Annotated in this window: 28 protein-coding genes; 8 read left to right on the top strand and 20 right to left on the bottom strand. The window is 40.9% G+C overall.

Features of this window, described 5'->3' with window-relative positions; all coding sequences use genetic code 11:
• Positions 1-59 precede the first annotated feature (59 nt).
• Entirely contained in the window at positions 60-1,358 is a 1,299-nt protein-coding gene (locus CLV48_RS08595) for a UDP-N-acetylmuramoyl-tripeptide--D-alanyl-D-alanine ligase (protein ID WP_106566863.1), read from the bottom strand.
• A gap of 92 nt (positions 1,359-1,450) precedes the next feature.
• Here CLV48_RS08595 and CLV48_RS08590 point away from each other — a divergent pair, with 92 nt between their 5' ends.
• Positions 1,451-3,565 (top strand): T9SS type A sorting domain-containing protein, encoded by a 2,115-nt coding sequence (locus CLV48_RS08590; RefSeq protein WP_106566862.1) that lies wholly within the window; start codon positions 1,451-1,453, stop codon positions 3,563-3,565.
• A gap of 7 nt (positions 3,566-3,572) precedes the next feature.
• Here CLV48_RS08590 and panB read toward each other — a convergent pair whose 3' ends face one another.
• Positions 3,573-4,394, bottom strand: a complete 822-nt coding sequence (gene panB, locus CLV48_RS08585; protein WP_106566861.1) for a 3-methyl-2-oxobutanoate hydroxymethyltransferase — start codon at positions 4,392-4,394, stop codon at positions 3,573-3,575.
• A 6-nt stretch (positions 4,395-4,400) separates the two neighbouring features.
• Complete coding sequence (locus CLV48_RS08580) at positions 4,401-4,904, bottom strand: phosphoribosyltransferase family protein (RefSeq protein WP_106566860.1); 504 nt, start codon at positions 4,902-4,904, stop codon at positions 4,401-4,403.
• Between the two features lie 204 nt (positions 4,905-5,108).
• Between CLV48_RS08580 and hemH the strand changes: the two genes are divergently transcribed.
• Both hemH and CLV48_RS08570 read left to right on the top strand, forming a co-directional pair.
• Positions 5,109-6,143 carry a ferrochelatase gene (gene hemH / locus CLV48_RS08575; protein ID WP_106566891.1) on the top strand — a complete coding sequence of 345 codons (1,035 nt, stop codon included), beginning with the start codon at positions 5,109-5,111 and terminating at the stop codon, positions 6,141-6,143.
• Positions 6,144-6,173: 30 nt separating this feature from the next.
• Positions 6,174-7,352, top strand: a complete 1,179-nt coding sequence (locus CLV48_RS08570) for a CynX/NimT family MFS transporter (protein WP_106566859.1) — start codon at positions 6,174-6,176, stop codon at positions 7,350-7,352.
• A gap of 35 nt (positions 7,353-7,387) precedes the next feature.
• On the opposite strand, the gene hpf is transcribed toward CLV48_RS08570, so the two are convergent.
• The 7 genes from hpf to CLV48_RS08535 form a co-directional block, all read right to left on the bottom strand.
• Positions 7,388-7,693: a ribosome hibernation-promoting factor, HPF/YfiA family gene (hpf, locus tag CLV48_RS08565; protein WP_106566858.1), complete on the bottom strand. Its 306-nt coding sequence runs from the start codon at positions 7,691-7,693 to the stop codon at positions 7,388-7,390.
• Between the two features lie 29 nt (positions 7,694-7,722).
• On the bottom strand, positions 7,723-8,607 hold the full coding sequence (locus tag CLV48_RS08560) for a tyrosine-type recombinase/integrase (RefSeq protein ID WP_106566857.1): 885 nt from the start codon (positions 8,605-8,607) through the stop codon (positions 7,723-7,725).
• 60 nt (positions 8,608-8,667) lie between these two features.
• Positions 8,668-9,315, bottom strand: a complete 648-nt coding sequence (locus CLV48_RS08555; protein WP_106566856.1) for a DUF6624 domain-containing protein — start codon at positions 9,313-9,315, stop codon at positions 8,668-8,670.
• Between the two features lie 146 nt (positions 9,316-9,461).
• Positions 9,462-9,656 (bottom strand): 30S ribosomal protein S21, encoded by a 195-nt coding sequence (rpsU, locus tag CLV48_RS08550; RefSeq protein ID WP_106566855.1) that lies wholly within the window; start codon positions 9,654-9,656, stop codon positions 9,462-9,464.
• A 190-nt stretch (positions 9,657-9,846) separates the two neighbouring features.
• Positions 9,847-10,095, bottom strand: a complete 249-nt coding sequence (atpC, locus tag CLV48_RS08545; RefSeq protein WP_106566854.1) for an ATP synthase F1 subunit epsilon — start codon at positions 10,093-10,095, stop codon at positions 9,847-9,849.
• Positions 10,096-10,128: 33 nt separating this feature from the next.
• A complete protein-coding gene (atpD, locus tag CLV48_RS08540; RefSeq protein ID WP_106566853.1) occupies positions 10,129-11,634 on the bottom strand; it encodes a F0F1 ATP synthase subunit beta in 1,506 nt (501 codons plus the stop codon).
• A 191-nt stretch (positions 11,635-11,825) separates the two neighbouring features.
• Positions 11,826-12,320: a C40 family peptidase gene (locus tag CLV48_RS08535; RefSeq protein WP_106566852.1), complete on the bottom strand. Its 495-nt coding sequence runs from the start codon at positions 12,318-12,320 to the stop codon at positions 11,826-11,828.
• Between the two features lie 83 nt (positions 12,321-12,403).
• On the opposite strand from CLV48_RS08535, the gene CLV48_RS08530 reads away from it, so the two are divergent.
• Together CLV48_RS08530 and CLV48_RS08525 are read left to right on the top strand one after the other, a co-directional pair.
• Positions 12,404-13,378 carry a tetratricopeptide repeat protein gene (locus CLV48_RS08530; protein ID WP_106566890.1) on the top strand — a complete coding sequence of 325 codons (975 nt, stop codon included), beginning with the start codon at positions 12,404-12,406 and terminating at the stop codon, positions 13,376-13,378.
• Positions 13,371-13,613 carry a hypothetical protein gene (locus tag CLV48_RS08525; protein WP_106566851.1) on the top strand — a complete coding sequence of 81 codons (243 nt, stop codon included), beginning with the start codon at positions 13,371-13,373 and terminating at the stop codon, positions 13,611-13,613. Before CLV48_RS08530 ends, CLV48_RS08525 begins: the two co-directional genes overlap by 8 nt.
• Here the strand turns inward: CLV48_RS08525 and coaE are convergent.
• From coaE to CLV48_RS08490, 7 genes are all read right to left on the bottom strand, one after another.
• Positions 13,610-14,221, bottom strand: a complete 612-nt coding sequence (gene coaE, locus CLV48_RS08520; protein ID WP_106566850.1) for a dephospho-CoA kinase — start codon at positions 14,219-14,221, stop codon at positions 13,610-13,612. The two genes, CLV48_RS08525 and coaE, sit on opposite strands and share 4 nt — an antisense overlap.
• Positions 14,214-15,134: a YbbR-like domain-containing protein gene (locus tag CLV48_RS08515; RefSeq protein ID WP_245889510.1), complete on the bottom strand. Its 921-nt coding sequence runs from the start codon at positions 15,132-15,134 to the stop codon at positions 14,214-14,216. Before CLV48_RS08515 ends, coaE begins: the two co-directional genes overlap by 8 nt.
• Before the next feature lie 52 nt (positions 15,135-15,186).
• Positions 15,187-15,501, bottom strand: coding sequence for a preprotein translocase subunit YajC (yajC, locus tag CLV48_RS08510; protein WP_106566848.1), 315 nt, complete (start codon positions 15,499-15,501; stop codon positions 15,187-15,189).
• A 3-nt stretch (positions 15,502-15,504) separates the two neighbouring features.
• On the bottom strand, positions 15,505-16,044 hold the full coding sequence (locus CLV48_RS08505; protein WP_106566847.1) for a DUF1573 domain-containing protein: 540 nt from the start codon (positions 16,042-16,044) through the stop codon (positions 15,505-15,507).
• A gap of 14 nt (positions 16,045-16,058) precedes the next feature.
• Positions 16,059-16,361 (bottom strand): YtxH domain-containing protein, encoded by a 303-nt coding sequence (locus CLV48_RS08500; RefSeq protein ID WP_106566846.1) that lies wholly within the window; start codon positions 16,359-16,361, stop codon positions 16,059-16,061.
• A 12-nt stretch (positions 16,362-16,373) separates the two neighbouring features.
• On the bottom strand, positions 16,374-17,558 hold the full coding sequence (gene nusB, locus CLV48_RS08495) for a transcription antitermination factor NusB (protein ID WP_106566845.1): 1,185 nt from the start codon (positions 17,556-17,558) through the stop codon (positions 16,374-16,376).
• 142 nt (positions 17,559-17,700) lie between these two features.
• Entirely contained in the window at positions 17,701-18,801 is a 1,101-nt protein-coding gene (locus CLV48_RS08490; RefSeq protein ID WP_106566844.1) for a Glu/Leu/Phe/Val family dehydrogenase, read from the bottom strand.
• A gap of 146 nt (positions 18,802-18,947) precedes the next feature.
• Here CLV48_RS08490 and CLV48_RS08485 point away from each other — a divergent pair, with 146 nt between their 5' ends.
• Positions 18,948-20,738 (top strand): ABC transporter ATP-binding protein, encoded by a 1,791-nt coding sequence (locus CLV48_RS08485; RefSeq protein WP_106566843.1) that lies wholly within the window; start codon positions 18,948-18,950, stop codon positions 20,736-20,738.
• Here the strand turns inward: CLV48_RS08485 and CLV48_RS08480 are convergent, their stop codons facing one another.
• The gene (locus CLV48_RS08480; RefSeq protein WP_106566842.1) at positions 20,739-21,401 is read right to left on the bottom strand and encodes a hypothetical protein; all 663 of its coding nucleotides are present in this window, start codon (positions 21,399-21,401) and stop codon (positions 20,739-20,741) included.
• 30 nt (positions 21,402-21,431) lie between these two features.
• On the opposite strand from CLV48_RS08480, the gene CLV48_RS08475 reads away from it, so the two are divergent.
• Complete coding sequence (locus tag CLV48_RS08475; RefSeq protein WP_106566841.1) at positions 21,432-21,746, top strand: hypothetical protein; 315 nt, start codon at positions 21,432-21,434, stop codon at positions 21,744-21,746.
• 281 nt (positions 21,747-22,027) lie between these two features.
• On the opposite strand, the gene CLV48_RS08470 is transcribed toward CLV48_RS08475, so the two are convergent.
• Positions 22,028-22,396: a hypothetical protein gene (locus CLV48_RS08470; RefSeq protein ID WP_106566840.1), complete on the bottom strand. Its 369-nt coding sequence runs from the start codon at positions 22,394-22,396 to the stop codon at positions 22,028-22,030.
• Between the two features lie 211 nt (positions 22,397-22,607).
• On the bottom strand, positions 22,608-24,491 hold the full coding sequence (gene htpG / locus CLV48_RS08465; protein ID WP_106566839.1) for a molecular chaperone HtpG: 1,884 nt from the start codon (positions 24,489-24,491) through the stop codon (positions 22,608-22,610).
• Between the two features lie 436 nt (positions 24,492-24,927).
• Here htpG and CLV48_RS08460 point away from each other — a divergent pair, with 436 nt between their 5' ends.
• Complete coding sequence (locus CLV48_RS08460; RefSeq protein WP_106566838.1) at positions 24,928-25,593, top strand: heme exporter protein CcmB; 666 nt, start codon at positions 24,928-24,930, stop codon at positions 25,591-25,593.
• Positions 25,594-26,135 lie beyond the last annotated feature (542 nt).

Raw genomic sequence — 26,135 nt, 5'->3', positions numbered from 1 at the left:
AGGGAGAGGTTTTGGTTGGAATTTTCTTTAAAATTTTAATCCAGTTTTGTGGTGCAGTATTAAATGAAGTCCACCAATCCTTCCAGTTTCATTCCCCTACTTCCTTTGATCAATATCAAATGATCTTCCAGTTTGGAGTCCTGAAGCCAGTTGCGGAAAGAAAATGGATCGGGAAAATACAGGGCACGGATTGGTGCTTTTTCCAAAGCGGCCTGTATATGTTTACCAGTAAAGCAGATTTTGTCGAAGTTGTATCGGCCCACCAATTCCCCTAATTTTCTATGTTCTTCTTCCGTGCTGTCCCCCAATTCATACATGTCCCCCAAAATGACCATTTTGTACTTTTTACCGTTCATTTGACCAAATGTCTGTATAGCCACTTCCATGCTGGAAGGGTTGGCATTGTAGGCATCCAGGATGATCAGGTTTGACCTCTTTTCCAGCAATTGCGAACGCATGTTGGAAGGTTTGTAGTTGACCACAGCTTCTACAGCTTGCTCCACAGGGACTCCAAAAAACTTGCCCACGGTCAGTGCCGTGGCTATGTTCCCAAAATTGTAAGCACCTATAAGTGAACTCAGGTGAACTGTATCATCCCCTTCCACTTTGAACTTTACAAAAGGATCTGCTCCTTCAAATTTGACCTCACAAAAATCTCCCTTGGCGGGATAAAGGATAGGATTCTCAAAGCGCTTGGCCATATTGGAAAGGATGGGATCCTGGGAATTGATAAAGACGGTTCCCTTGTTGGCCCTAAGGTGCTGAAATAGCTCAGTTTTGGTTTTTAACACACCTTCTGGTCCGCCCATGCCTTCAAGATGTGCTTTACCTATATTGGTAATGAAGCCATGGGTAGGCTCGGCGATTTCACAGAGTTCCTGTATATCCCCTTGTTTATTGGCTCCCATCTCCACAATGGCAATTTCTGTATCCTTTGGTATGGACAATAAAGTCAATGGTACACCGATATGGTTATTCAAGTTGCCAACGGTTGCTGAAGTTTTGAATTTTTTCTTTAATACAGCATGGAGCAATTCCTTAGAAGTGGTTTTGCCATTACTTCCCGTCAGACCTATTATTGGGATTGTCAATTGCCTTCTGTGGTGGTTGGCCAATTTTTGGAGTGCCAGAAGCACGTCATCTACCAGGAAATACCTTGAATCACCTGAGGGTATTACCCGATCCTCATCCACCACCACCAGAGAGGCCCCAGTTTCCAAAGCCTGTGCAGCAAAATCATTGGCATTGAAGTTTGGGCCCTTGAGCGCAAAGAAAATGTTTCCTTTTTCTATTTTTCTGGTGTCTGTACTGACTCCTGTGGATTGGAGGTATTGCTTGTAGAGTGCTTCAGTTTTCATTATGTCCTAATTGGAAGCCTAAAATTAAGTCTTTGCAAAAATCTTTAATCAAATTCTTTCGTTTAATTTTAGGGATTCAAATTCCCCTCCGGATGAAGTACGCTTTCTTCTTTTTTTTCTTTCTATCCAGTTTGTTTTTAACTGCCCAACAGACTTTTACTTTTGATCAAAGCCTGAAAATCAAAATCGATGGGCAAAATATACCCCTGCCGTTTGCTGTGGGTATCAATGCGGCCCAGATTCAGGAAATGGACACCAATGGAGACGGAAGTGAAGAAATGGTCATCTGGGATATCAATTCAAGAAGGATTTTGGTGTTCGAAAATAAAGATGATGGGTTCCGCTACTTACCAGAGATGGCCTATTACTTTCCAAATGATGTCAATGGCTTTTTGGTCTTGGCGGATTTTGACGGGGACGGCAAAAAAGATCTTTTTACCAGCAGCCCTTTTGGAATCAAAGCGTACCGAAATGTCACAGCTGCAGGAGGCACTGTCCCGAGATGGGAGCTTGCACAAAATTTCCTGCGATTGGATAATGGCTCCAATGTACAGGCCAACCTGCTGGATATTCCTGTGATCAAGGATATTGATGGAGACGGGGACCTGGATATTGTGACTTTCAATTTTGTCTTGGGAGATTATCTGGAATTGTACAGGAACACATCTGTGGAGCGGAAAGGGGTTCCTGACATAGATGGATTTGCTTTTCCCCTTGCAAGATGGGGCGGTTTTGAATTCTGTGCCTGCGGGCAGTTCAGTTTTGGGATTACTTGTGGTGGCATTCCTATCAATGAAGCTCCGGCCAATGAGCTTTCAGGGGCAAGGATACAGCATGCCGGCGGGCACTCTTTGTTGTATGCAGATTTTAATGGGGATGGTATTTTTGATTTGCTCATGGGGCAGGATGAATGTGATGTGCTTTACTTCATGCCCAATGAAGGGACGAATATTAACCCCATATTCCGTGAGTTTTCCAATACACTACCAGGATATGGTCCACTTCCCCAATTCCCGATTTTCCATGCCTCCTATTTGAAAAATGAACATCTTTTGATCAGCAGTAATTCTTCTGATGCTGCAGGGGTATTTAATGCTGATTTTTCCAGAAATATCTTTGCATTGACAAAAGAGCAATCTGAAATCAAACCTTTTCTTCAGACAGATATCCTGGATTTGGGAGAAAACTCCCGTCCATTCTTTAAAGGTTTCAGAAATTCAGGTGAGTTGGTCCTAACTGCCAATGTACATTCACAAGGGAGGACCATTGGCAAAGCTTTCAGATTCCTAATGGATGAAGAAGGGTTTGAATTGATCGATGAGGATTTTTTAAATCTTTCTCAGTTCAATCTTTCCGACATTCAGTATTCCGAATTTAGGACAGTATCGGGTAGGAATACCTACTGGTTCTCAGGGGTGGATACCCTTAATTTTCTACCAAGGAGAAAGCTATTCTTTGGTTTTTCATCCGATTTGGGAGATAAGAAGGAAATAATTGTTCCTAATACAGGATTACGTGCCCAAGATCATTTCACATTGTTTTCCCATGAAAACAAGGACTACCTTCTCTTGGCCCGTCAAACCGGGGAACTGGTCTTATTTTCATTGGATATTAATGCGTTGAATCCGCTGACATTGGTCAGTAGGGATTTTCTCGGTTTTTCAGACAATCCTGCAAACAGGAATCTAAATGTACATGTGCTTGAAGGAAATAAACCAGCTCTTTATGCTATCGACCAAAGGGGGATTTTGGTCTTTATCGAAGACTTTATGAATCAAAACCAAAGGCAAACTGTAGCGATTAGCTTTAAAAACAACGAGACGGGACCTACAAGAATGGGAAGGAATACCTGGATTACTTCTATCCCTCAAGCATTTTCTCAGGAAAGGGATTTGATTCTGGGAAGTAGGGCCGGTGGATTGGAGTTTTTGAGATTTAGGTCGGGGTCATTACCCTCTGGAGAGGAAGGCTTTCAAGTCAAAGTATTTCCAAATCCTTCTATTGGCCCGGCAAAAGTATTGGTTTCGCAAAATGCATTACTCAGAATTGTCAATATGATGGGACAGGTAATTTTAGAAGAAGCGACATTACAGGCTAATAGAGAAATTGATTTGGGACAGTTAAATTTAGCCCCTGGCGTTTACGTGCTGCAGTTTATTTCTACTGAAAATAAAAAGCAGTTAAGTAAAAAACTGATCATCCAATAAGGATGAATCAGTAACTTTCGCTGTCTTTGGGGAAATCTTTGGCCTTGACATCATCAATATAATCTTGAACGGCTTTGGTCATGATGCTCCTTAAATCCGCATACTGTCGGAGAAACCTTGGCTTGAATTCCTGGGTGATTCCTAACATGTCATGTACCACGAGTACTTGTCCGTCTACATCAGGGCCGGCGCCAATTCCGATTACCGGAATCTGGACACTTTCAGCGACGAGTTTGGCCAATGAGGCAGGAATCTTTTCCAATACTATAGCGAAGCATCCGCATTCTTCCAATAATTTGGCGTCTTCAAGGAGTTTTTTGGCTTCAGCCTCTTCTCTTGCCCTTACGGTATAAGTGCCAAATTTATAGATGGACTGGGGAGTTAGCCCCAAGTGACCCATCACCGGTACTCCGGCACTGAGTATCCGGGTTACGGATTCTTTGATTTCAGCGCCACCTTCCACTTTAATGGCATGGGCTCCTGATTCTTTCATAATTCTAATTGCCGATCTTAAGGCTTCTGAGCTATTTCCCTGATATGAGCCGAATGGTATATCAACCACTACAAATGCCCTTTTTACAGCACGTACTACAGAGGTGGCGTGATAGATCATTTGGTCCAAAGTGATGGGAAGTGTGGTTTCATAACCAGCCATTACATTGGATGCGGAATCACCCACTAAAATGATATCTATTCCTGCCGCATCAATAATTCCAGCCATGGAAAAGTCATAAGCGGTAAGCATGGAAATTTTTTCCCCACGCAACTTCATTTCTTGGAGAATGTGGGTTGTAATTCTCTTTATGTTGGAGGATTGGTGTACAGACATTTTTTTTTAGTGAAGGTGTACAGATTGGTTTTCCTTGGAGAGATCCACAGTAATGTGTTCGCTTAGGGTGGTCGCCAGTTCCAGTCCCGTATAATCCGGAGTTACTGGAAATAATTTATGACTCCTGTTAACTAGGACAGCTACCTCCATCTTTTTGATAGGGGCGTCTAAAAATGGCTTAATGGCATACATCAAAGTTTTCCCTGTATTCAGCACGTCATCTACAATTACGACACAGCTATTATTGAGATCTAAATCTTCTGAAAGTTTGACTTCACCACGGTTGACATCTTGTTTGTCCAGTAAGATTTCAATGACCTGGGCTTTCAATGGTGAAATTTCTTCAAGGGTTTTTGCCAAAGAAGCTGCAAGGAGACTTCCCATTCCGCTGATACCTGCAAATAGGAGCTTGTTTTCAGAGGCATTGCGCTCGTAGATTTCATAAGCCATCCTGATGATCTTTTGTTGGATCTGCTTTTGGTTCAATACCAGGGTCAGGTTTTCACTCATGCCGGTTATTTTTTGATTTTAAAAAGGAAAATTAAGTCAATTGGCTTTGGATTCAAAGTGTTTTTATTGCCAACTCATTATTTGAGCTTTATCCCATGGTTTTTTCTGTTTTGGTATAGGTCATTCATAGAATCAATTGGTATTTTCTAACCAAAGACAGTACTTTTGGTTTTCTATTGGAGAATTCAAAGAATCAATTCAATGATAAGTAAAAATAAAGCGAAGACCGGGGTCCTATTGGTCAATTTGGGAACTCCTGACAGTACCCAAACAGGTGATGTAAGAAAATATCTCAGGGAATTCCTAATGGATGGCCGGGTAATAGATTTTCCCTTCATTCCGAGGTGGATGTTGGTAAATCTGATCATTGCTCCTTTCAGGGCTCCCAAATCAGCCAAAGAGTATAGGAAACTATGGACGGATAGAGGTTCTCCTTTGCTATTTCATACTGAGGATCTTCGTGAAAAACTGATCCAGAAACTGGATGCAGAGAAATATCAGGTAGAAATCGCCATGCGGTACCAGTCACCCAGCATTGAGGAGGGGTTGAAAAAGCTAAATAAGTCTAATGTCAAAAAGATCATAGTTATCCCTTTGTTCCCCCAATACGCTTCTGCGACCAATGGCTCTGTGGTAGATAAGGTAATGGAGATAGCCAAAGAGTGGCAGATAATCCCAAATATTACTTTTATCAGCAATTTTGTGGATCATCCGCTTTTTCTGGAAGCATGGGCTGAGTTGGGAAGGGAAATGATGGAAAAAGAGGAGTATGACATGTACCTTTTTTCATATCATGGACTACCCGAAAGGCAGATCAGAAAAGGTTCTGTAGACGGATATTGCCAATTGAGCGATAAGTGCTGTGGGAATTACACCAAGAAAAACCAGTTTTGCTATAGGGGGCAATGTTTCCATACTACCAGATTGATTGCCTCCAAATTAGGTTTGCCCGATGATAAGGTTGTGACCTGCTTCCAGTCGAGATTAGGTAAAGATCCCTGGATTAAACCTTATACCGAGGATGTCATCGAGGAACTAGCAACCAAAGGGGTGAAAAAAGTTCTTGCATTTTCTCCAGCATTCGTTGCAGATTGTTTGGAAACCACCATTGAAGTAGGACAGGAGTACAAGGAGGAATTTCAAGACCTAGGGGGGGAGAAATGGGACCTGGTGCCAAGCCTAAATTCCAGGGACATGTGGGTGGAATGTGTAAAGGATCTTGTAGAACAGAATACCTGAGCGGATTCATTATAGGAAATAATTGATTGTATGAGCTCAGAAAAACAGTTTTATCAACAGCCCTGGTTGTTGTTTACAGGCATTCTTTTGGTTTCTTTTAACCTCAGGCCTTCCATTACTGCAATCGGTCCCCTTATTCCCATGATTAGGGAAGATCTGGGCTTGTCCAATGGTTGGGTGGGTTTTCTGACCACTCTGCCTTTATTAACCTTTGCTACATTTTCCTTATTTGCTGCATCCATTGGTAAATATTTTGGCAATGCGAAGGCAATTTTATATGCCCTCTTATTGCTTTTGATAGGTTCGGTTGTTCGAGTTCTGGGTGGTTCGGATTTACTTTTCATTGGTACTGGATTGACAGGAATAGGAATAGTGATCTGTAATGTGCTTTTGATCCCCTTGATTAAAAATAGGATGCCGGGGAAAATAGGATGGGTAACTGCTTCTTTTACCACAGGCATGACACTTTTTGCTGCTATTGCCTCTGGAATATCTGCACCAATGGCCATCGATTTGGACTTAGGGTGGAGAGGTTCCCTTCTGGCCTGGGTAGGTCTTTTGCTCATTGGAATTTTGATCTGGATGCCGCAGTTGAAGTGGAAAGGTGAAAACCAAAGCAGAGATATGGAATCGCCCAAAGTGAATGTTTGGAAATCCAGGTTGGCTTGGGATGTCAGTATGTTTATGGGGGTTCAGTCCCTGCTGTTCTTCACGATTGTGGCATGGTTGCCAGATATGATGATGGACAGGGGCTTGTCGGCTGTAGAGGCAGGTATTCTGCTTTCCCTAATGCAGATAGTTGGCTTGAGTGGTTCTTTCTTAGCTCCTATTATTGCTACCCGGTTTAAAGATCAAGTAGGAGTGGTTATTGTTTTGGGTATGATGTACCTACTAGGTTTTAGTTTGCTCTTTATCCAAAAGCTTTGGATTAATTATATTGGGCTTACCTTGGTGGGGATTGGCTTAGGATCCAGTATTTCTTTGGCTTATACCCTGATTGGTCTACGTACTGGTCATGAGAAGACTACTGCTACTTTATCCGGAATGGCCCAATCCACCGGGTATTATTTGGCAGCTTTAGGTCCTTTGTTGTTTGGGGTTACTTTTGATCTATTTGCAGAATGGAATGTGTTTATAGTGTTGATGCTGATCTGCTCCGTGTTGTTTATTTATTTTGGGATGAGATCAGGGAAGTCCCGGCAGATTTAAAAATAAAAAACCCCGTCTTTAGACGGGGTTTTGATTTATTGGTTGGCAACAGCTGCTTTTTCTTTAAATTTTTTGATCTGTCTTCTTAGAGCTTCCACTGCCTCATCTGCAGCTGCCTCGAATGAATCACTTTGGTGTTTGGCAAAAAGGGTTTTTCCCGGCACATTCATTTTTATTTCAACAATTTTATTTTCATTCTTTTCATTTTTGTCTAATCTCAAAAAAACTTCACCGTCGACAATACGATCATAGAAAGTATCCAGTTTATCTGCCTTCTTTTGAATGAAGTCGATTAGCTTTCGATCGGCATCGAAATGGATGGAATGCATTTGAAGTTTCATAACTGTAAAGATTTAAAGTTAAACGTTTATTAAGCTTTAGGGTGTGCCTGTTCAAACACAGCCTTAAGTTTTTCCATAGAATTGTGCGTGTACACTTGCGTAGCAGCAAGATTGGCATGGCCCAACAAATCTTTTACTGCATTGAGATCAGCCCCTTTGTTGAGCAGATGGGTGGCAAAGGTATGCCTCAGCAAATGAGGGCTGCGTTTGGTTGTCTGAGCAAAAAGGTCCAAATAATGTCTCACAATGCGGTAAATCTTCATAGGATAGGCCTGCTCTTTGTTTTTATTTACGATAAAATAATCACTCTCGTTTAAATTTGGAAATGTTTCTCCAAATACTTTTTTGTACGAAAGAATATTTTCTTTTAGTGTCTTCGTGATCGGTATTATTCGCTCTTTCTTCCTTTTTCCTAATACTTTGACAATGTCAGTATGTAGATTGATATCCTTCCATTTCAGTTCCAATAATTCCGACAAACGTACCCCGGTGAGGTAAAGGAATTCCATCACCATCCGGTCTCTTTGTCCATCAAATGTTGGTTCATATACCAATTCATCAAGGATTTTTTCAATTGTCTCTTCCTGTACAAATTCAGGAAGCCGCTTAGGGGTTTTTAGGGCTTTGATTTTGTAGGTTGGGTCTTTGCTTATTTCCCCTGAGCGTAAAAGAAACTTATAGAATGATCTGAGAGTAGCAATTTTGCGGTTTACTGAGGTAGCGCTGAGCTGCTGCTCGACAAGGTCAATTATCCATGCCCGGATTTCGGTATGTTCGGCCTTGCTGATATCTCCTTTTTCAAATGCAGTTTGACAGAAATCAGAAAACTGTTCCAGATCCTTCCTGTAGGCCAGGACGGTATGGGCACTTGCTCTTTTTTCAAATTCCAGATAGTTGATAAAGGAGTCTAACATGCTTTGAATTTTGGTAATTAAAAAAGGGGTATTGACTTGGGGCTAGATGTATTGAATGGATTATTGGCCTTGCTTTTCATTTTTTGGTAATGGTTCCATGGGGTCATAGAATGCTTGCAAAGATGCTGCATAGTCTTCCACTGAATCTGGAAAACCTGCTTTGATTCTTCTTTCGTTAACGGATTCAGGATTTTCAATCGGCCATATCACAAATGAGCCATCCGCCCGGAGAAGTCCGCTGGCTTGGGTACCGTAAACCTGTTTTTTGCCTTGATACATCAACATCCTGTCCAGCATCATAGCTGCATGTGCAGGATGAGCCTCACCATTGTCAGCAAGTTGTTGTAATTGGGGATAGTAAGTTTCAATATCATTAAACTCTGCATGTTGGATTACAAGAAATAAGGCCAAAGCAGCATTTTCGCCAATTTGACTTTTTCCTGGCCAACCGTATTCTTCCAGCCTAGATTTAACCCAGGCCTGATTGGAAGCATCAATGATGTCCATCTTTTCGAACAGACTATCCGGAACTTCATTGCCGGATTGCCTTGCCTCGCTTAATAGGATCCTGATTCCTTGGTCAACTTCCATAATGGAGTCCAAAGCATTTGCGAAAGCGGCATAATCTAAATTACTGTTTTCTTTATCTTGCCGACTACCGCATGACATAAGCAACAAAGCCAAAAGGAAAAAAACAGAATGTTTCATTTGAGCTACTTTGGAATATTCTAAACTACAGCTTATTATTTTAAAAAACGTTTCCCCTGACTTAATAATTGTTAAGAGTAAAAAAAAAAGCGCATCAACTTTCGGTAGATGCGCTATCTGTATGATATCGAAAAGATAACAAACAATTACTTCATTGCTTCTGTCTGTAATCTTTGTCTATAAGCAGCTCTGATTACTTCGTCTCTTTTCCTAACAGAAGGCTTCACAAAGTGCTGTCTTGCTCTTAGTTCCCTAACAGCTCCAGTCTTATCAAACTTCTTTTTGAAACGCTTAAGCGCTTTTTCGATAGATTCGTTTTCTTTTACGTTGACTATTATCATTTGTATACACCTCCTTTCAGGCTGGCAAAGGTACTAATTATTAAACCAATTGCAAAATTAGATCCTGAAATAAATACTATTAAGGTATTTGAATAGTCAGAAGTGATCTACTAAGTCTTTGGCTGTAAGCTTGAAGGGCCAAAAAAAAGCCCGATCGTTGAAAGGGCTTTTCTGTAGTATTGATTAATCCTTAACCGATTACTTTTTCGGCCAAAAGGACGATTTTGTTATCATTTACTTCCACTACTCCTCCTTCGATCACATGACTTTGTTTTCCTTCTTTGGTGGTGTAGGAAACATTTCCTTTTGCCAAAGCAGAAACAATAGCCGCGTGGTTCTTCAAAACTTGGAAGGAACCGCTGGCACCGGGGAAAGTAGCCTCTGTTACTTCTCCCTCAAATACTTTTTGGTCAGGAGTGATAATGGTCAACTGCATCATAAATTTAATTTTTTATTCAGGAGATCCTAAATATTATTGATTGACTTCAGCCAACATCTTTTCACCTTTGGCAATGGCATCCTCGATAGTACCTACCAAGTTGAATGCAGCCTCAGGCAGGTGATCCAATTCACCGTCCATGATCATGTTGAAGCCTTTGATGGTATCTTTGATGTCTACCAACACACCTTTCAAACCTGTAAACTGCTCAGCTACGTGGAAAGGCTGTGAAAGGAAACGCTGTACCCTTCTGGCTCTGTGTACCACCATTTTATCTTCTTCGGACAATTCTTCCATACCCAAGATGGCAATGATGTCCTGAAGTTCTTTGTATCGCTGAAGGATCTCTTTTACCCTTTGTGCACAATTGTAATGCTCTGCACCAAGGATATCCGGAGTCAAGATTCTTGAAGTTGAATCCAAAGGATCCACAGCAGGATATATACCCAATTCAGCAATTTTTCTGGAAAGTACGGTAGTAGCATCCAAGTGTGCGAAAGTTGTCGCAGGAGCAGGGTCAGTCAAGTCATCCGCAGGTACGTAAACCGCTTGCACGGAAGTAATTGAACCGTTTTTGGTAGAAGTAATTCTTTCCTGCATAGAACCCATCTCTGTAGCTAGGGTAGGCTGGTAACCTACTGCAGATGGCATCCTTCCCAAAAGTGCAGATACTTCAGAACCTGCTTGGGTGAAACGGAAGATGTTGTCAATGAAGAACAGAATGTCTTTGCCTGCACCTTCACCTTCTCCGTCCCTGTAATATTCTGCCAAAGTCAAACCTGTCAAAGCAACCCTAGCACGGGCACCAGGAGGTTCGTTCATCTGACCGAACACAAAGGTAGCTTTGGATTCTTCCAATTTTTTCAAATCTACTTTGGAAAGGTCCCAACCGCCTTCAGTTTCCAAGGTATGAAGGAATTCTTCACCGTAAGTAACGATACCTGATTCGATCATTTCCCTCAAAAGGTCATTCCCTTCACGGGTTCTTTCACCTACACCGGCAAATACGGATAGACCTGAATAAGCTTTTGCAATATTGTTGATCAATTCCTGGATCAATACGGTTTTACCTACACCTGCACCACCGAAAAGACCGATTTTACCACCTTTTGCATAAGGCTCGATCAAGTCGATTACTTTGATACCGGTAAATAACACCTCTGTGGAGGTAGAAAGATCTTCGAATTTTGGAGCTGATCTGTGAATAGGCAATCTTTTGGCTGATTCTACCTCAGGCAAACCGTCAATAGCTTGACCGACCACGTTGAATAGTCTTCCTTTGATGCTCTCTCCCGTAGGGACAGAGATTGGTGCACCATTGTCCACAGCTTCCTGACCTCTTACCATACCTTCAGTAGCATCCATAGCGATGGTTCTTACCCTATCTTCGCCAAGGTGCTGCTGTACTTCTAGGACTACTTTCTGACCGTCCTCTTTGGTGACAGTCAATGCATCCAAAATATTAGGCAATTTTCCTCCTTCAAAGGAGACGTCCACTACCGGACCAATTACCTGGGTTATCTTACCAATATTTGCCATTTGTATTAAGTAATGTAAAAAGGATGAACACTTTTTAGATATCGGTCGCAAAATTAATTATTAATAATGAATACCAAAGGATGTTTGGAAATTTAATCCTTTGTTTTTCATTTTTTTGAAATCATTTCTCCAATGCTTACCTGTTACAATAGAAGTTTTGTGGCTGATACAATAACAGCCATGTTCTCAGACTAAAAAACCCTTCTTCCATGTAAAAATGCTTTGTTCCAATAGGCACTTGACAAATTGTCTTCTGTCACGCCAAGACTGGTAGAGGAGTGGATGAAAATTATTCCTCTTCCAGAAACCTCGGTCACAATTCCGGAATGTGTAACTTTTCTTTTATTTCTCCCTGTAGCAAAGAAAACCAGATCACCCTTTTGGAGATTTCTACCGGGAACACTTTTACCTACCTTGCTCTGGGATTCAGAAGTCCTCGGCATCTGTATACCTACACTGGCAAAGGAATGGTAGATAAGCGCCGAACAGTCCATTCCTGATCTCGTAGTGCCCCCATACCTGTAGGGGGTCCCCCTATAAGACCTGGCTGTAGCTATGACTTTTTCTACATCTTTGTTCCTGGCTTTTTTGCTGGAAGAGCAGGAATTTAAGAATATTCCCAAAGAAAACATCAAAAACAAGAAAAATAGGGCAGTTCTGTAATTTTCCCGGGTACGCTTATTCATAAATGCATAAAATATATTTAACTTCAATAATAGCTTGCAAAAGCAAAGTATCCAACAATTCCAACGACTTAATGCCTTCATTTATGAGATTGATCTATGTTTTTTTCTTGATTCTAATAGTTTTTTCCCCAGGATGTGATACACCTACTTCAAAAATAGTCGGTAATAAAAATGGGTTTATTTTGGAACCTACCGGTGTATTTCAGGGAGTTGGCCTCTTGGGAGACACTTTGGTAACAGAAGTGGACTCCATAGCCCAAAATGACCAGATTTTGAAATTGAAGGAGGCAGAGGAAAAGTATGCCGATGATCCTTCTTTGGATAACCTGATCTGGATTGGACGGAGAGAAGCATATCTGGGAAGATATGATCTGGCCATAAGGACATTTTCAAAAGCAATTAAAGAATTCCCTTCAGCCTTTGAACCCTTAAGACATAGGGGGCACCGTTTTATCAGTATCAGGAAGTTGGATTCTGCCATTGCAGATTTGGAGAAAGCTGCCGAACTTATGGAGGGTCAGCCTATTCAAATCGAACAGGATGGTATGCCCAACAAATTGAACATCCCCCTTTCCACAGTTCAGTTTAATGTTTGGTACCATTTGGGACTGGCACATTACCTCAAGGGAGAATGGAATGATGCCATCAAAGCATATAAAAAATGCCTGGATGTCTCTGAAAACGATGATTCAATAGTTGCCACTTTGGATTGGTATTATATGGCGCTGGTGAAGTTAGGGAGGCATGACGAGGCAAAAAACCTGATCCGAAATGTAAAGCGCTCCATGAATATCATTGAAAATGATGCATACCATAAAAGGATCCTGATGTACAAAGGGGAACTTAATCCTGAAACATTACTTTCTATAGATTCCAATGCCGATGACCAAAAATTGCAATATGTGACACAGGGATATGGTTTGGGCAACTTTTATCTTTCCCAAGGTGATACCGTCCGGGCAAAAACTATATTCGAAAATGTTTTGTCCACTGGATATTGGTCGGCGTTTGGTTATATTGCTTCTGAAATGGAACTGGCAAATCTGAAAGATGAGTAGGGAAGACTTTAGAAATTTACCTTTACACAAAAAAATTAATTTGCTTTATACTGAAGGCACCTTTATTGTGGGTATCCGCTACTATACCCATAAGGTAAACCTTTTTTTATTGGGGCAGGAATACATAGAGGTTTTTTACAATCACAAACTGGATAAGATAGATAACATCGATTTTTTGAACACAGGACATTCCAGGATGAAATTCTATCTGGATCAGATCCAATTGCCACTTTAATTTTTGGCCAATTGGAGCAATTCTTGGTGGATAGCCAATACCTGAGGAATGAGCAATTTATTGTCAGAATTTTTGATCACATAATCAGCCTTGCTGTTTTTTTCTTCATCGGGCAACTGCTTATTAATGATGTCATTGACCTGCTTTTCATCTCTTTGGGGATCTCTCAGCATGATTCTGTTTATCCTGATTTTTAGAGGAGAACTGACATTGATGACTTTATCCAAATCTGTGTAAGAACCAGTCTCAAAAAGTAAAGCGGCCTCTTTTAGCACATAGGGACTATTTTGGGCAGCTGCCCAGAACTCAAAATCATTTTTAACCGCTGGATGGACCAAACCATTGATGATTTTCACCTTTTCTTCATCGGCAAAAACATGGGCAGCCAAATAACTGCGGTTGAGCTCTCCTGATGAGGAGTAGCTTTCTGCTCCAAAGTTTTCTTCAATTGCCTTTTTCAATTCAGGATTATGGGACATAAGCCATTTTGCTCTATCGTCTGCAAAATAGACAGGAATGCCCAAAATGGAGAATATTTTAGCAACTGTACTTTTGCCAGAACCAATTCCACCTGTAATTCCTACCAGATAAGGTCTTTGCTTACTCATATTTGAGTTTTAAAATTTCTGGCTCAAATTTGATTTTTTCCAAAAATGGAGGTTTGGGAGATACCTGTACTGCAATGGTACTATCTTCTCTGTTTCTATTGTTGTAATTCAAAATGGCCTCAAATTCGTAATTGCCCAATTCATTGACCTGTCTTTCGTCTATGAGGTAAGACATCATGACAGTGGTCATATCTTCATTGATGCTCACATTTTTAGGGAAATTTACTGTTTTAATTTTCAGACGCTTGTTGCCTTCCAGCATTTGGGTGACTGTGAAATGGATATGTACACTCTCCTCTTCCAGTGTGAGGTATTCTTTGAAGGCGTTTGGTGCTTCAAGAGGGAGAATTTTGTTAAAATTCTTATTTATTTTTTCCTCACCCAATGGGATTTTTAAAGATCCATCCAACTGTTGAAGGACTGAGACAGGGCCTTTTATATTTACTGTTTCCGGATCCAGTTCCATATTTCCTACCAAGCGGTGGTTTTTGGCGAATGTATTGGCAGTGGTATCGGGAAGGATTTTAATCTTTCTTGTGACAATTTTATCAACCTGAAATTTTATGGTGTCCGAAACCATTGATACCAAACCTGTAGGTGATATTGATTCTGCCAAACTTCTCCTTATTTCTGAAGTCAGGATATAGTTTTTGGTAGAAGGATTGCTAATTTCAATCAAAAAAGGGGTTTCATTGAATTTGAAGTATTTTCTCAACAAATCCCATCCATTGCCATTGATCTCAATTTTGATCCTGCTAGGCAATTTTTCTACAGCCATATACTCTTCCCTGTCGAAAATTATTTCGATCGGATAATCCACTACTGTAGTGTAATTGTCCTTATTGAGGGCATTTAAAACCCAAAAAGTGGCGGCTGCCAAAAAGCACAGTGCCGCCACTTTCAGGTTTGCCATCTTTTGAGGATTCAGATTGGCAAATGTTTTTTTTATCGTAGACAAGGTTTAATTATTTCGATCCAGTGGCTTTTTTGGTATAATCAGCAGAAATCGCTGATTTTTCCACTGTGATTTTAAGTCCTCTATCAATTTCCAAAATGACCGTATCACCTTCAACGGAACTGACTTTCCCATGGATGCCGCCTATGGTCACTACAGTATCACCTTTTTTAATTGCCTCAATGAAGAGCTTAGTTTCTTTCTGCTTCTTTTGTTGAGGTCTGATCATGAAGAAGTACATGATCAATATAATAGAACCAAACAAGAACACTTGTCCCATAATGCCGGCTCCACCGTCAGCTTGTAATAATATCCAATTGTTCATAGATTATCTCTTAACGGGACCCAATTGGCTTGTAGCTTCAGCTCCTCTTGGGGTAACATTTCCTTTCATTCTCAAACGTGTTACATTCGGGTTTGTGTTGGCCTGAATGGTCACCGTAGGAGCCTGAGTACCAGGCTTAGCAGTGGAATTGAATACCACTTTCACAAAACCTTCTTCACCAGGTTTTACTGGAGTTTTGGTCCAGTCTGGACTTGTACAGCCACAGGATGCAGTGATGTTGGAAATTACCAAAGGAGCTTCTCCTTCATTGGTGAATTTGAAAATATGCTCAATCACTTTTCCTTCATCAATGGTTCCGAAATCATATTCCATTTCCTGGAAACTGAATCTGCCTAAAGAGGAAGGGTCTGCAGGAGTCACAGATGTTACATTGGCGGGAACCGCTGTCTGGCTGGCTTCCAATCTTGCCAATTTCTGTTCAAGTTCTGCAATTTTGTCAGACTGATCGTCCTTTTTCGAATCACAGCTGGCTGCCATCAACGCAACACCTAGCGCCAAGGCTGTTAATCTGAAGTATTTCATATAAATTTATTGGGTTAGTTAGCTTCTCTATTGATTTGGTCAATTAATTTATTGACATCACTTAAAAGGTTTTCTGCTTTGTTTTTGGCATCAGAGATAACCTTATTCCCTTCTGATTTGGCCTCATTGATGGGCATGTTTTTTCCCTCGATCAGGTCATTGATCAACTTTTCCAATTCCTCCCGGTATTTGGAAAGCTGATAAGAAAGTTTGTCTCTGGTATTTTTTCCCGTGTCGGGAGCAAACAATATGCCTAAGGCTGCACCTATACCTGCTCCGGCTATAAATGCTATCCATCCGTTGGTACTCTTGCTCATGATCAGTCTTTTTTATTTGTTGTCTAATAATCCTCTTCCACTCTTACGGATTTGGCCGCTTTCTGTTAACTCCTTGGACAACACATCCAACAAGCCATTGACAAACTGTTTACTTTTCGGTGTAGAGTAATTTTTAGAAATGTCAATGTATTCATTTATGCTAACTTTTACAGGGATGCTTGGGAAATTTTTCATTTCTGTAATTGCCATGGATAAGATGATTTTATCAGTCTGTGCTATCCTTTCAATATCCCAGTTTTGGGTCCTTTTGGCAATCAGCTCCTTGTTGTAGTCATCATTTTGAACGGTCAAGTTAAATATATTTTGGAAAAATTCCTTGTCCTCCTCCCAGTTTAGGGCAATCTCGGGCAATACTTCTCCTTCTGCATCAAAATTATCTTTAACGTTTTTAAGAACTTTTGAAGCTAGGCTCCTTACTATTGACTTGTTTTCAGTCCAGTTGAGGTCTTTTTCTGAAAAAAAATTCAATATGGCCTCTATTTTAAAAATAATTTTTTTCAGAATATCATCAGTGATCTCAAAATCCTGCTCTAGGGTCGGGTTATCAATTTTGATGTATTCTTGGTAACTTTCAAGTGGTTTTACATAATCTCTGAACCATTCTTTGATTTCCAGTTCCAAGTCCTCCATATCAACCAGGTGTCTGATGCATGCGGATTTGAATTCTGAAGAATTTCTGATTTTGTCCAGGATTTTATTGTTGGCAAGGTTCAGTTCACCAAGAGTCATTTTGATTTTCTCTTGGGTAAACTTCCTCTTCCTATCTCCTTCCATTGCCACATGTTCTCCGAATGCCAGTAACATTTTGATGGCAAATAGATACAATTGAGGCAGCCTTTCGGCGGAAGTGATCATGTTTTTGGAAAGGAATTCAAAATCCTTTCTGTTCGTATTGTGGAAATAGTTAAGGGCATTTTTAACTTCTTGAACAATTTTTTGATTGCCCACATTGTCTGTTTCTAGTATGTCTTTGTTCAGGTTATTTGAAAAAATCTCAATTGCTTTAGCTGCATCTCTTTTTAGCTGGGCCTTGTCCTGGATCTCCATGCTGTTGAGGTCCGGCTGAAAAGCTTCCCTGATTTGGTCTTTTGCAAGGTTAAAATTGGAAGCTTTACATTGTTCATATGCGTAAAGATTCTGAAATGCTTTGACTCTGAGTATTCGTCTGTTTAACATACCTGAAATAAAAGAACGTAAATATAATTAAAATGGGGTTAGGATTTGAGTTTGTTTCCCACTTCCCTAGGATGATGTACAAAAAACCACCTGTCTTAATGGAAAAGTTCCCTGACAGGTGGTTTTGGAATTATAAATGGGATCAGTAAGACAATTTTACTTTTCCAATTGACTCAATTCTGTTCCAAGCCATTTCTATTGCTGCCTGCTGTGAAGGCTTGTTTTCGTTTTCTGACTTATTCAAGATGGCCAAGCAAGTGTCATAGATCTTCTCAGCATGTCCATAAGCCACTTCTCTCTTGTAGCCACCTAAGAATTCGGTGTACACATTGATCAGGCCACCGGCATTGATCAGGAAGTCAGGAGCATAGATGATGCCTTTTTCCAATAGAATTCTTCCGTGTTTCTCTTCGTCCAGCAACTGATTGTTGGCGCCTCCTGCAATTACCTGACATTTCAGTCTGTCAATGGTTTGGTCATTGATGGTGGCCCCCAAAGCACATGGAGCGTAAATGTCCATATCTATGTCGTAAATGGCATTTGGATCCACTACAGTAGCACCGGTTTCATTGGCTACTACCTTCAGTCTATCTTCGAAAATATCAGTGATGAATACATCAGCACCTTCTTTTACCAAGTGGTTGACCAGGTATTTTCCTACTTGTCCTATACCTTGAACTGCGATTTTCTTACCGGCAAGGGAATCTGTACCAAATGCTTTTTTAGCAGCGGCTTTCATGCCCAGGTAAGTACCATAGGCAGTTACAGGAGATGGATCGCCGCCACCGCCTTTGTATTCCGGAAGCCCTGTGACATGCTTGGTCTCCATGGCAATGTATTCCATATCGCTTGTTTTGGTATTCACATCTTCTGCAGTGATATATCTACCGTTCAAACTTTCTACAAATCTTCCAAACCTTCTCATGAAGGCTTCGCTTTTCAACTTGGGATCACCGATGATGACAGCTTTGCCGCCACCCAAGTTCAGTCCAGAAATGGCAGCTTTGAAGGTCATGCCTCTCGAAAGCCTTAAAACATCTGTGATGGCTTCCGCCTCTGAGGCATAGTTCCACATACGGGTTCCGCCAAGGGCAGGTCCCAACACCGTATTGTGCACGCCAATGATGGCTTTTAGTCCGGTAGGCTCATCGTAGCAAATAACCAATTGCTCGTGACCCATTGAAGTAATCTGTCCATAAATGGAACCTTCCTTCACTTTTTCCTCAGTATTAATCTCTACCATTTGAACTTGGAAATTTTTAATGTGTTATATTTGGGATTACTCTATTGTCGAAACCCGCCACAAAATTATATATTTTGTTTTGGGTTTACCAATGCAATTAATAGAGTATTATAAAACTTATCAAGTGATTTTAAAGTTTTTATTTCGTGAAACCTCTCTGGCGGCTCAATAAATACCTGTACAAATACAAGGGTTATCTTTTGTTGGGAATTTTATTTACTATCATTTCCAATATTTTTGTAATAATCCCTGCCCAATTGGTCAGGATTGCCATAGATTATGTGGTGGAGAGTTTTTCTTTCTATCAGGTGTTTTCGGGCATTGAACTGGCCACTTTAGCAAGGTCCCAATTCTTACAATACATTCTGATTTTTGGGGTATTGATTTTGGTCATGGCCTTGTTAAGGGGTTTTTTCTTATTTCTTATCCGTCAGACAATTATTATTATGTCCAGACTGATAGAGTACGACATGAAAAACGAGATTTTTGAACATTATCAAAATCTTCCACTTAGCTTTTACAGAAGAAACAGTACTGGTGACCTTATGGCCAGAATCACAGAAGATGTCAGCCGGGTCAGGATGTACCTAGGGCCTGCTATTATGTATGGACTCAATCTCCTGATTTTATTCCCCATGGTCATTGGCTACATGATTTCTGTCAATGTAGAGTTGACTATCTATTCCCTACTTCCTTTGCCTATACTTTCTTTGAGCATTTATTTTGTCAATAATATGATCAATGAACGCTCGGAAAAAATCCAGCGCAGTCTATCGGGATTAAGCACTTTTGTTCAGGAAGCTTTTTCGGGGATCAGGGTGTTAAAAGCATTTGTCAGAGAGAGTGATTCTGAGAATGAATTTGCCAAAGCCAGTGAAGATTATAAGGAGAAGTCCATCAGCCTGACCCTGGTCCAGTCACTTTTCTTTCCTCTGATCATGGCATTGATCGGTATCAGTACCATTTTGACAGTATATATTGGAGGGGTGCAGGTGATGAATGGAACTATTGGATATGGTGTCATTGCTGAGTTTATCCTGTATGTCAATATGCTGACCTGGCCGGTCACATCCTTGGGTTGGGTAACCAGTATCGTGCAGCGGGCAGCAGCTTCCCAAGTCAGAATCAATGAGTTTCTGGATGAGGAAAATGACATTGTAAGCACAGAGTCTTTGGAAGTTCCCATTGAGGGCAACGTGGAATTTAGCCAAGTAGGTTTTGTCTATCCGGACTCTGGTATACAGGCCCTGAAAGATGTCAGTTTTAAAATCAATGCTGGGCAGTCCCTAGCGATCATTGGCACTACAGGTTCGGGTAAATCTACTATTGCCAATCTGCTGATGCGCATGTATGATGCTAGTGAAGGAGAGATTTTCATTGACGGGAAAAATATAAAAGTTTATGATATCGCAGCATTGCGCAAGCAGATCGGGTTTGTACCCCAGGATGTCTTTTTGTTCAGTGATTCCATCACAAACAATATTGCCTTTGGGCTTGATACAATTCCCCAGGCTGTAGTGGAGAAGGCGGCCAAAGATGCAGACGTATATCAGAATATCATCGATTTTCCCAATGGTTTTGAAACGAAACTTGGGGAAAGAGGTATCACCCTTTCAGGTGGTCAGAAGCAAAGGGTTTCCATTGCCAGGGCCATAGCCAAGGAGCCGAGTATACTCCTCTTGGATGATTGTCTTTCTGCCGTGGACACCAAAACAGAAAATGCCATACTTACTGCGCTTAAGGAAATCATGGCGAAAAGGACCTCCATTATCATTTCCCATAGGGTGTCATCAGCAAAGCTGGCAGATAAAATCATCGTTTTGGACGATGGTGAAATTGTGGAACAGGGTACCCATGAAATATTGATGGAACAGAAAGGAGTTTATGCTGAGTTGTATGAAAAGCAGACTCAGTCTCCTGAAACAATTGTAGAATAATCATTCCCTGGGTTTGGCAAAAAAGTCAAACCCTATTTTTTTGGGATTTCCCATACTGGAAGTATGTTCGAGTTTTTGGTGATATGTAATGACCATGATGTCATGGAATGCCGGTGCAAGCAGGTCATTTTCCAAGGCGGCTATTATAAGTTGTTCGATCAAACTGCGCATTTTTTCAGGAGTTGCTGGGTTGTCCCTGAGTTCGGGAAAGCTAAAGACAATTTTGCGGTCTCCTTCCAGGAAAAACTTATTCTCCCTGTTCAAAAGGATTCTACCTATCAGGTAGCCTGGGTCGTCAAGCCGTCCATAGGTCAGGGTATCTGCGATGAAATTGTAAATCAGGATCTGTCCAAAATACCGAAGGGTTACATCTTCTTTGAGGTACTTGGATCTGCTAAGGTAGGTGTCGTCCGGCAGGCGGACAATATTGCTCTGTAGAATAAAAATGAGCACATCTCCCCCGACCCGAAAGATAAATTCCAAATCATTGATCCTTTCAACTTTAATGGGGACCGGTGTCTGTCCCTTGTTGGCTTCATCGATTTCTTTTGTAATGGTATGGCAGATTTCTTCCAATTGCCTGAATAGGGTTTCGGTTTGTCCAAACAAATTGTCTTTGAGTTTACTGGTCGTTTGCAGCTTTTTGAGTATCTTGTTGATCATAGTCTGGTTGTTTACTAAATAATTCGCTTTATGTCTGAGAAAAAAACAGGTTTTGAGGAAGTAGAAGCTATACTTCAGGACATCGGTACTAAAATAGAAGAATTAATCGAAAAAGGTAAGGAAGTGGGGGGTGAAGCCAAGGAAGAAATCGAAAAGAAAATCAAAGACCTGAAAGAAAAACGGACCACCCTGGAGGATGAATTCCAAAAAGGTAAAGAGAAGGTCGAAAAACTCTATAATGAGAAGAAAGAGGAAATGGAGCCTAATCTTTCCGCCTCGGCCGAACATTTCAAAGAAGGCTTCAAGGAGATTTTGGAGGGGGTAAGGAAGTTGTTGGGTAAGTAGTTACACAAGTACTTAAATAGATTTTTAGTCAATTTTAGTAAGATTGTCTCTCAGTCCACCAGGAGGTTGTAATTGTTGTAGGGGTTGTAATAGTTGGTTCATTTGGGGCTGTGATTTTCTGATTTTCACCAATCCATTCCAACTGGAAAAACTTTGCTGTTGGGAAGGTAATTATGATGATTTTTGTCTATTCTTGAACGGCCATAGCTCTTTAATTATGAACTACGACCTTTCCTGGAAATCGGGAAATTGACAAATGAGAACAAAAGGAGACAAGCATATTATCTGTTGTTCAGACACCAAACATAAGCCTGAGGCAGGTATTCTCTTCCGTAGCGCTTGCTGGATATAATGTTGAACTCTGGAGATGGTTTAAGAAGAAGCTCAAGACTTTTATCCGGATTTTTAGCATCCAGGTTCGAGGCATGGACTTTAATTAAGATGATTTCTTTTTCCAAAGTTTTCCAAAACACCTGCTTTGAATCACCCAGTTTTTCAGCAATCAAATTTTGGCTTTCCAATGTATTTTGGAGGTGGATTACTTCATAAACTTCCGGGTAGAGCAACACCGATGGTTTATCCTCATTGGACACTTGTGCCGCAGACCGGACAGAAAAGAAAAGAAAAAAAAGGAGTAAAAAGTAGCGCATAAGACTTTGGTTTATGCTATGACGTAAGTAATAATGAAGATGTCCTTGTGTTTTGTGATTTTTTTTAAGGAAAAATGTAAATTTATTTCACTCCTGATGAACTGAAGTCTGACAAATAAAAAACCCTTGATTGTACCATTGGGCACTCAAGGGTTTTTGGGTCTGACAAAATCCCTCGAGGTTGGTAAAACCTCAAGGGATGATGCCTGAATTAAATCAATTCCACACTGCGCTTCACAAAAGCAGTCAGATCCTTTCCTGTAAGTAGGCCCTGGGCCAGGAGTGCCAGGTCAAATGCCTGCTTGGCCAGCTTGGTCTGATCTTCTTCGGCTTCTGCTTTCAGAATCTTATCAATTAAAGGATGATTGCCATTGATGGCAACTTTGTAGTTGTCCGGCATAGCGCCATAGAAGCCCATGCCGCCTCCCATCTGCGCCATTTCTTTCATCCTGCGCATAAACTCCTCCATGGTCACAGTAACCGGCATTTCTTCAGGGCTCAAGCCTTCTACTTCCACCGTGTATGATTTGCTGTCTATGGCTTTCTCGAAGATTTCCTTCACCTTTTTGGATTGCTCCTCATTCAGGAGATTGGCGTAGCCGGCCTCTTTCTGGATGAGTTTGTCCACCACATCGGCATCCACACGCTTCAGTGAAGTTTTCTCTTCCTTCATCTCCAAGTGCTGGATAAAGTGGTTGTCAATGGGAGAATCCATCACCAGGACATCATAGTCTTTTTTATTGGCAGACTGGATAAAGGCGTCCTGTTTGGCTACATCGGTAGCATATAGGTAAACCACCTGCTCGTTTTTATCGGTCTGAAAGGCTTTTACTTTTTCCTTGTATTCAGGCAAGGTATAGAATTCTCCTTTGGTGTTTTTCAACAAGACGAAATCCTTACCTTTTTCAGCAAATTTCTCCTCAGAGATCATTCCATATTTTACAAAAAGTCCGATATCATTCCATTTCTCTTCATAGACTTTTCTGTCCTTTTTGTAAAGCTCAGCCAATTTATCAGCTACTTTTTTGGTGATATAGTTGTTGATTTTCTTCACATTACCATCCGCTTGTAGGAAGCTTCTTGATACGTTCAGAGGAATATCCGGCGAATCAATAACCCCATGCAGCAGCATTAGGAATTCAGGAACAATGTCCTTGACTTCATCTGTGATGAATACCTGACGGCTGAAGAGTTTGATTTTGTTTTTCTGGAATTCAAAATCATTTTTCACCTTAGGGAAGTACAGCACCCCTGTGAGGTTGAAAGGATAGTCCACATTCAGGTGAATCCAGAACAATGGATCTTCACTGAAAGGATAAAGTTCTTTGTAGAAAGCCAGATAGTCCTCATCTTTCAGGTCGTTGGGAGACTTGGTCCAGATGGGGCTGGTATTGTTGATGATGTTGTCCACTTCCACGGACTTCCATTTCTTCTCTCCTTTGTCATCCACGCCATCTTCCACACTTTCTGTTTTGGTGCCAAACTTGATCGGTACAGGAAGGAATTTGGCGTATTTGTCTAGGATACCCTGAAGTTTCCACTTATCCAGGAACTCTTCAGAATCCTCATTGATGTGCAGGATGACATCTGTACCTCTGGTTTTTCGGTCACCTGCTGAAATTTCGAATTCCGTGCTTCCATCACAGGTCCATCTGGCAGAGGCAGCGCCTTCTTGATAGGACAGGGTGTTGATTTCTACCTGTTTGGCCACCATAAAGGCAGAATAGAATCCCAGACCAAATTTTCCGATGATCTCATTGGCGTCTTTGGCATCTTTGAATTTTTCGACAAATTCTGTAGCTCCGGAGAAGGCGATCTGATTGATGTATTTTTTGATCTCATCAGCTGTCATCCCCAGACCTTTGTCAGAAATGGTGATGGTCTTTTTTTCTTTGTCAAATGACACTTCAACAGTCAGATCTCCAAGCTCCCCGTTGTACTGTCCAAGCTGGGCCAATCTTTTGATTTTTTGGGTGGCATCTACCGCATTGGAAACCAATTCCCGGAGAAAAATCTCATGGTCAGAGTATAAAAACTTCTTGATGATAGGGAAGATATTCTCGGTATGTATCGAGATGGTACCTTTTTCCTGCATAGCTATATTGAATTTAAGTTACTGATAAACATTTTTGACAATACAGCCATATCAATGCCCGTTCCAAAGGGTGAAAAATGTCATTTTGGCAGTATGAAAGAAAAATACCTTGGGTGAAATAAGGTAGAAATAAACCTATGGTGAAATAAAGTGGAAATATGCTATGTGAAATGAATTTGAAATATGTTCTATTTCAGGGAGAAGGTTAAGAGAGAAACGAAGTTCCAGGTCACTTTTTTCAAAAGTACCCAAAGGCATACTCAGCAGATTCAAAACATTCCCTGCAGTAGTTATGAAATTCGAAGCGCACTCCAGGTTAACCCCTGGATCCTAATCGTCTTCAAACAATATTTCCACTCTATTTCAACCTTATTTCCATTATATTTCTATTAAATTCTATTTTTCAAACCTTAACTTTGAACTTCAATTGATCCACATGCTTCGACAGATCCGGACTTTAATGCTAAAAGAATTCACCCTTGAATGGCGTCAGAAATATGCCCTGAATGGGATTTTGCTATATGTGGTCTCGGCAGTATTTATCGTTTACCTGAGTGTGGGGGCCAAGCAAGGGAATATTGCTGTGCCCACCTGGAACGCCCTGTATTGGATCATTATTCTTTTCTCAGCGGTTAATGCGGTAGCCAAAAGTTTTGTGCAAGAGCATCAAGGTCGGCAACTGTATTACTACATGATAGCATCTCCCGAAGCCATTATCATTTCCAAAATGCTGTACAATACGCTTTTGACTTTGGTTTTGGCCATGTTGGGATATTTGGTTTTCAGTGTGGTTCTTGGTAATCCGGTTCAGGACCAGGGACTTTTTGTGCTCAATTTACTTTTGGGTTCGGTGGGTTTCTCAGCCTGTCTGACTATGGTTTCCGGTATCGCTTCCAAAGCAAGCAACAACGCCACCTTAATGGCCATCCTGAGCTTCCCTGTGATTATCCCCATATTATTGATGGCGATCAGGGTATCCAAAAATGCAATTGATGGGTTGGATTGGTCGGTCAGCATGGATAAAGTCCTCACCCTTTTGGCCATCAATGCCATTGTCGCTGTTACGGCTTACATTTTGTTTCCGTATCTGTGGAGGAGTTAGAATGTAAAATGAAGAATAAATGATTAGGAATTAACTAAGGCTGGGAATTTACTTATTTGGTTCAATAGTTAGACAAAATGCTTGAATTCCATCTAACTTGAGCTTATTAGTTAAAAAAACCGAAATTCTGAATCAAGCTGATTGAGGAGGTCTGTAAGGTTACTTACTTTAGTTACTTTTGTTCCCGGATTTCTCCGGGACAGGCTTTGATCCAAAAAGAAACCAAAAAAATCAAGACGGCGGAAACCTATCAGCGCGCAAGGCCGGAGCTGGCCCGGACTAAACCTCACTTTTGCCTTTTTCCTTGGATCTTATTCCTGCTCTGCATCCTGGCCCCTCACTAAAAATGTCCGCTGGACATTTTCTTCACGTTCGTTCCTATCACTGACCTACTTAGTTGATTTAGGGTTCAATGTATTCCGGATCTTTCTAATACTTTCCACAACTTTTTTAATTTTGGAACTCAGTGCCACGTAAAAAATTGCCTTAGAATTCATGTTTAATCCAAACCACAATCCTTTCCTTTCCGTACCCACTTTTTG

Origin of the sequence: Cecembia rubra, from assembly GCF_003014575.1 — a bacterium.
Taxonomy (GTDB): domain Bacteria; phylum Bacteroidota; class Bacteroidia; order Cytophagales; family Cyclobacteriaceae; genus Cecembia_A; species Cecembia_A rubra.
The sequence above is the reverse complement of the archived record's forward strand: the minus strand, read 5'-3'. Positions and strand labels throughout refer to the sequence as shown.

What these genes read in the sequence shown, in the direction of transcription:
- CLV48_RS08505 (WP_106566847.1), bottom strand. Translation starts at nt 16,044, where the DNA reads ATGAAATACTTCAGATTAACAGCCTTGGCGCTAGGTGTTGCGTTGATG.
- CLV48_RS08560 (WP_106566857.1), bottom strand. Translation starts at nt 8,607, where the DNA reads ATGTTAGACTCCTTTATCAACTATCTGGAATTTGAAAAAAGAGCAAGT.
- CLV48_RS08475 (WP_106566841.1), top strand. Translation starts at nt 21,432, where the DNA reads ATGTCTGAGAAAAAAACAGGTTTTGAGGAAGTAGAAGCTATACTTCAG.
- CLV48_RS08530 (WP_106566890.1), top strand. Translation starts at nt 12,404, where the DNA reads ATGAGATTGATCTATGTTTTTTTCTTGATTCTAATAGTTTTTTCCCCA.
- panB (WP_106566861.1), bottom strand. Translation starts at nt 4,394, where the DNA reads ATGTCTGTACACCAATCCTCCAACATAAAGAGAATTACAACCCACATT.
- atpC (WP_106566854.1), bottom strand. Translation starts at nt 10,095, where the DNA reads ATGATGCAGTTGACCATTATCACTCCTGACCAAAAAGTATTTGAGGGA.
- hpf (WP_106566858.1), bottom strand. Translation starts at nt 7,693, where the DNA reads ATGAAACTTCAAATGCATTCCATCCATTTCGATGCCGATCGAAAGCTA.
- CLV48_RS08535 (WP_106566852.1), bottom strand. Translation starts at nt 12,320, where the DNA reads ATGAATAAGCGTACCCGGGAAAATTACAGAACTGCCCTATTTTTCTTG.
- CLV48_RS08490 (WP_106566844.1), bottom strand. Translation starts at nt 18,801, where the DNA reads ATGGTAGAGATTAATACTGAGGAAAAAGTGAAGGAAGGTTCCATTTAT.
- CLV48_RS08555 (WP_106566856.1), bottom strand. Translation starts at nt 9,315, where the DNA reads ATGAAACATTCTGTTTTTTTCCTTTTGGCTTTGTTGCTTATGTCATGC.
- CLV48_RS08470 (WP_106566840.1), bottom strand. Translation starts at nt 22,396, where the DNA reads ATGCGCTACTTTTTACTCCTTTTTTTTCTTTTCTTTTCTGTCCGGTCT.
- CLV48_RS08595 (WP_106566863.1), bottom strand. Translation starts at nt 1,358, where the DNA reads ATGAAAACTGAAGCACTCTACAAGCAATACCTCCAATCCACAGGAGTC.
- CLV48_RS08515 (WP_245889510.1), bottom strand. Translation starts at nt 15,134, where the DNA reads ATGGCAAACCTGAAAGTGGCGGCACTGTGCTTTTTGGCAGCCGCCACT.
- CLV48_RS08580 (WP_106566860.1), bottom strand. Translation starts at nt 4,904, where the DNA reads ATGAGTGAAAACCTGACCCTGGTATTGAACCAAAAGCAGATCCAACAA.
- CLV48_RS08460 (WP_106566838.1), top strand. Translation starts at nt 24,928, where the DNA reads ATGCTTCGACAGATCCGGACTTTAATGCTAAAAGAATTCACCCTTGAA.
- htpG (WP_106566839.1), bottom strand. Translation starts at nt 24,491, where the DNA reads ATGCAGGAAAAAGGTACCATCTCGATACATACCGAGAATATCTTCCCT.
- rpsU (WP_106566855.1), bottom strand. Translation starts at nt 9,656, where the DNA reads ATGATAATAGTCAACGTAAAAGAAAACGAATCTATCGAAAAAGCGCTT.
- CLV48_RS08525 (WP_106566851.1), top strand. Translation starts at nt 13,371, where the DNA reads ATGAGTAGGGAAGACTTTAGAAATTTACCTTTACACAAAAAAATTAAT.
- CLV48_RS08500 (WP_106566846.1), bottom strand. Translation starts at nt 16,361, where the DNA reads ATGAGCAAGAGTACCAACGGATGGATAGCATTTATAGCCGGAGCAGGT.
- CLV48_RS08590 (WP_106566862.1), top strand. Translation starts at nt 1,451, where the DNA reads ATGAAGTACGCTTTCTTCTTTTTTTTCTTTCTATCCAGTTTGTTTTTA.
- coaE (WP_106566850.1), bottom strand. Translation starts at nt 14,221, where the DNA reads ATGAGTAAGCAAAGACCTTATCTGGTAGGAATTACAGGTGGAATTGGT.
- atpD (WP_106566853.1), bottom strand. Translation starts at nt 11,634, where the DNA reads ATGGCAAATATTGGTAAGATAACCCAGGTAATTGGTCCGGTAGTGGAC.
- nusB (WP_106566845.1), bottom strand. Translation starts at nt 17,558, where the DNA reads ATGTTAAACAGACGAATACTCAGAGTCAAAGCATTTCAGAATCTTTAC.
- CLV48_RS08480 (WP_106566842.1), bottom strand. Translation starts at nt 21,401, where the DNA reads ATGATCAACAAGATACTCAAAAAGCTGCAAACGACCAGTAAACTCAAA.
- CLV48_RS08570 (WP_106566859.1), top strand. Translation starts at nt 6,174, where the DNA reads ATGAGCTCAGAAAAACAGTTTTATCAACAGCCCTGGTTGTTGTTTACA.
- yajC (WP_106566848.1), bottom strand. Translation starts at nt 15,501, where the DNA reads ATGAACAATTGGATATTATTACAAGCTGACGGTGGAGCCGGCATTATG.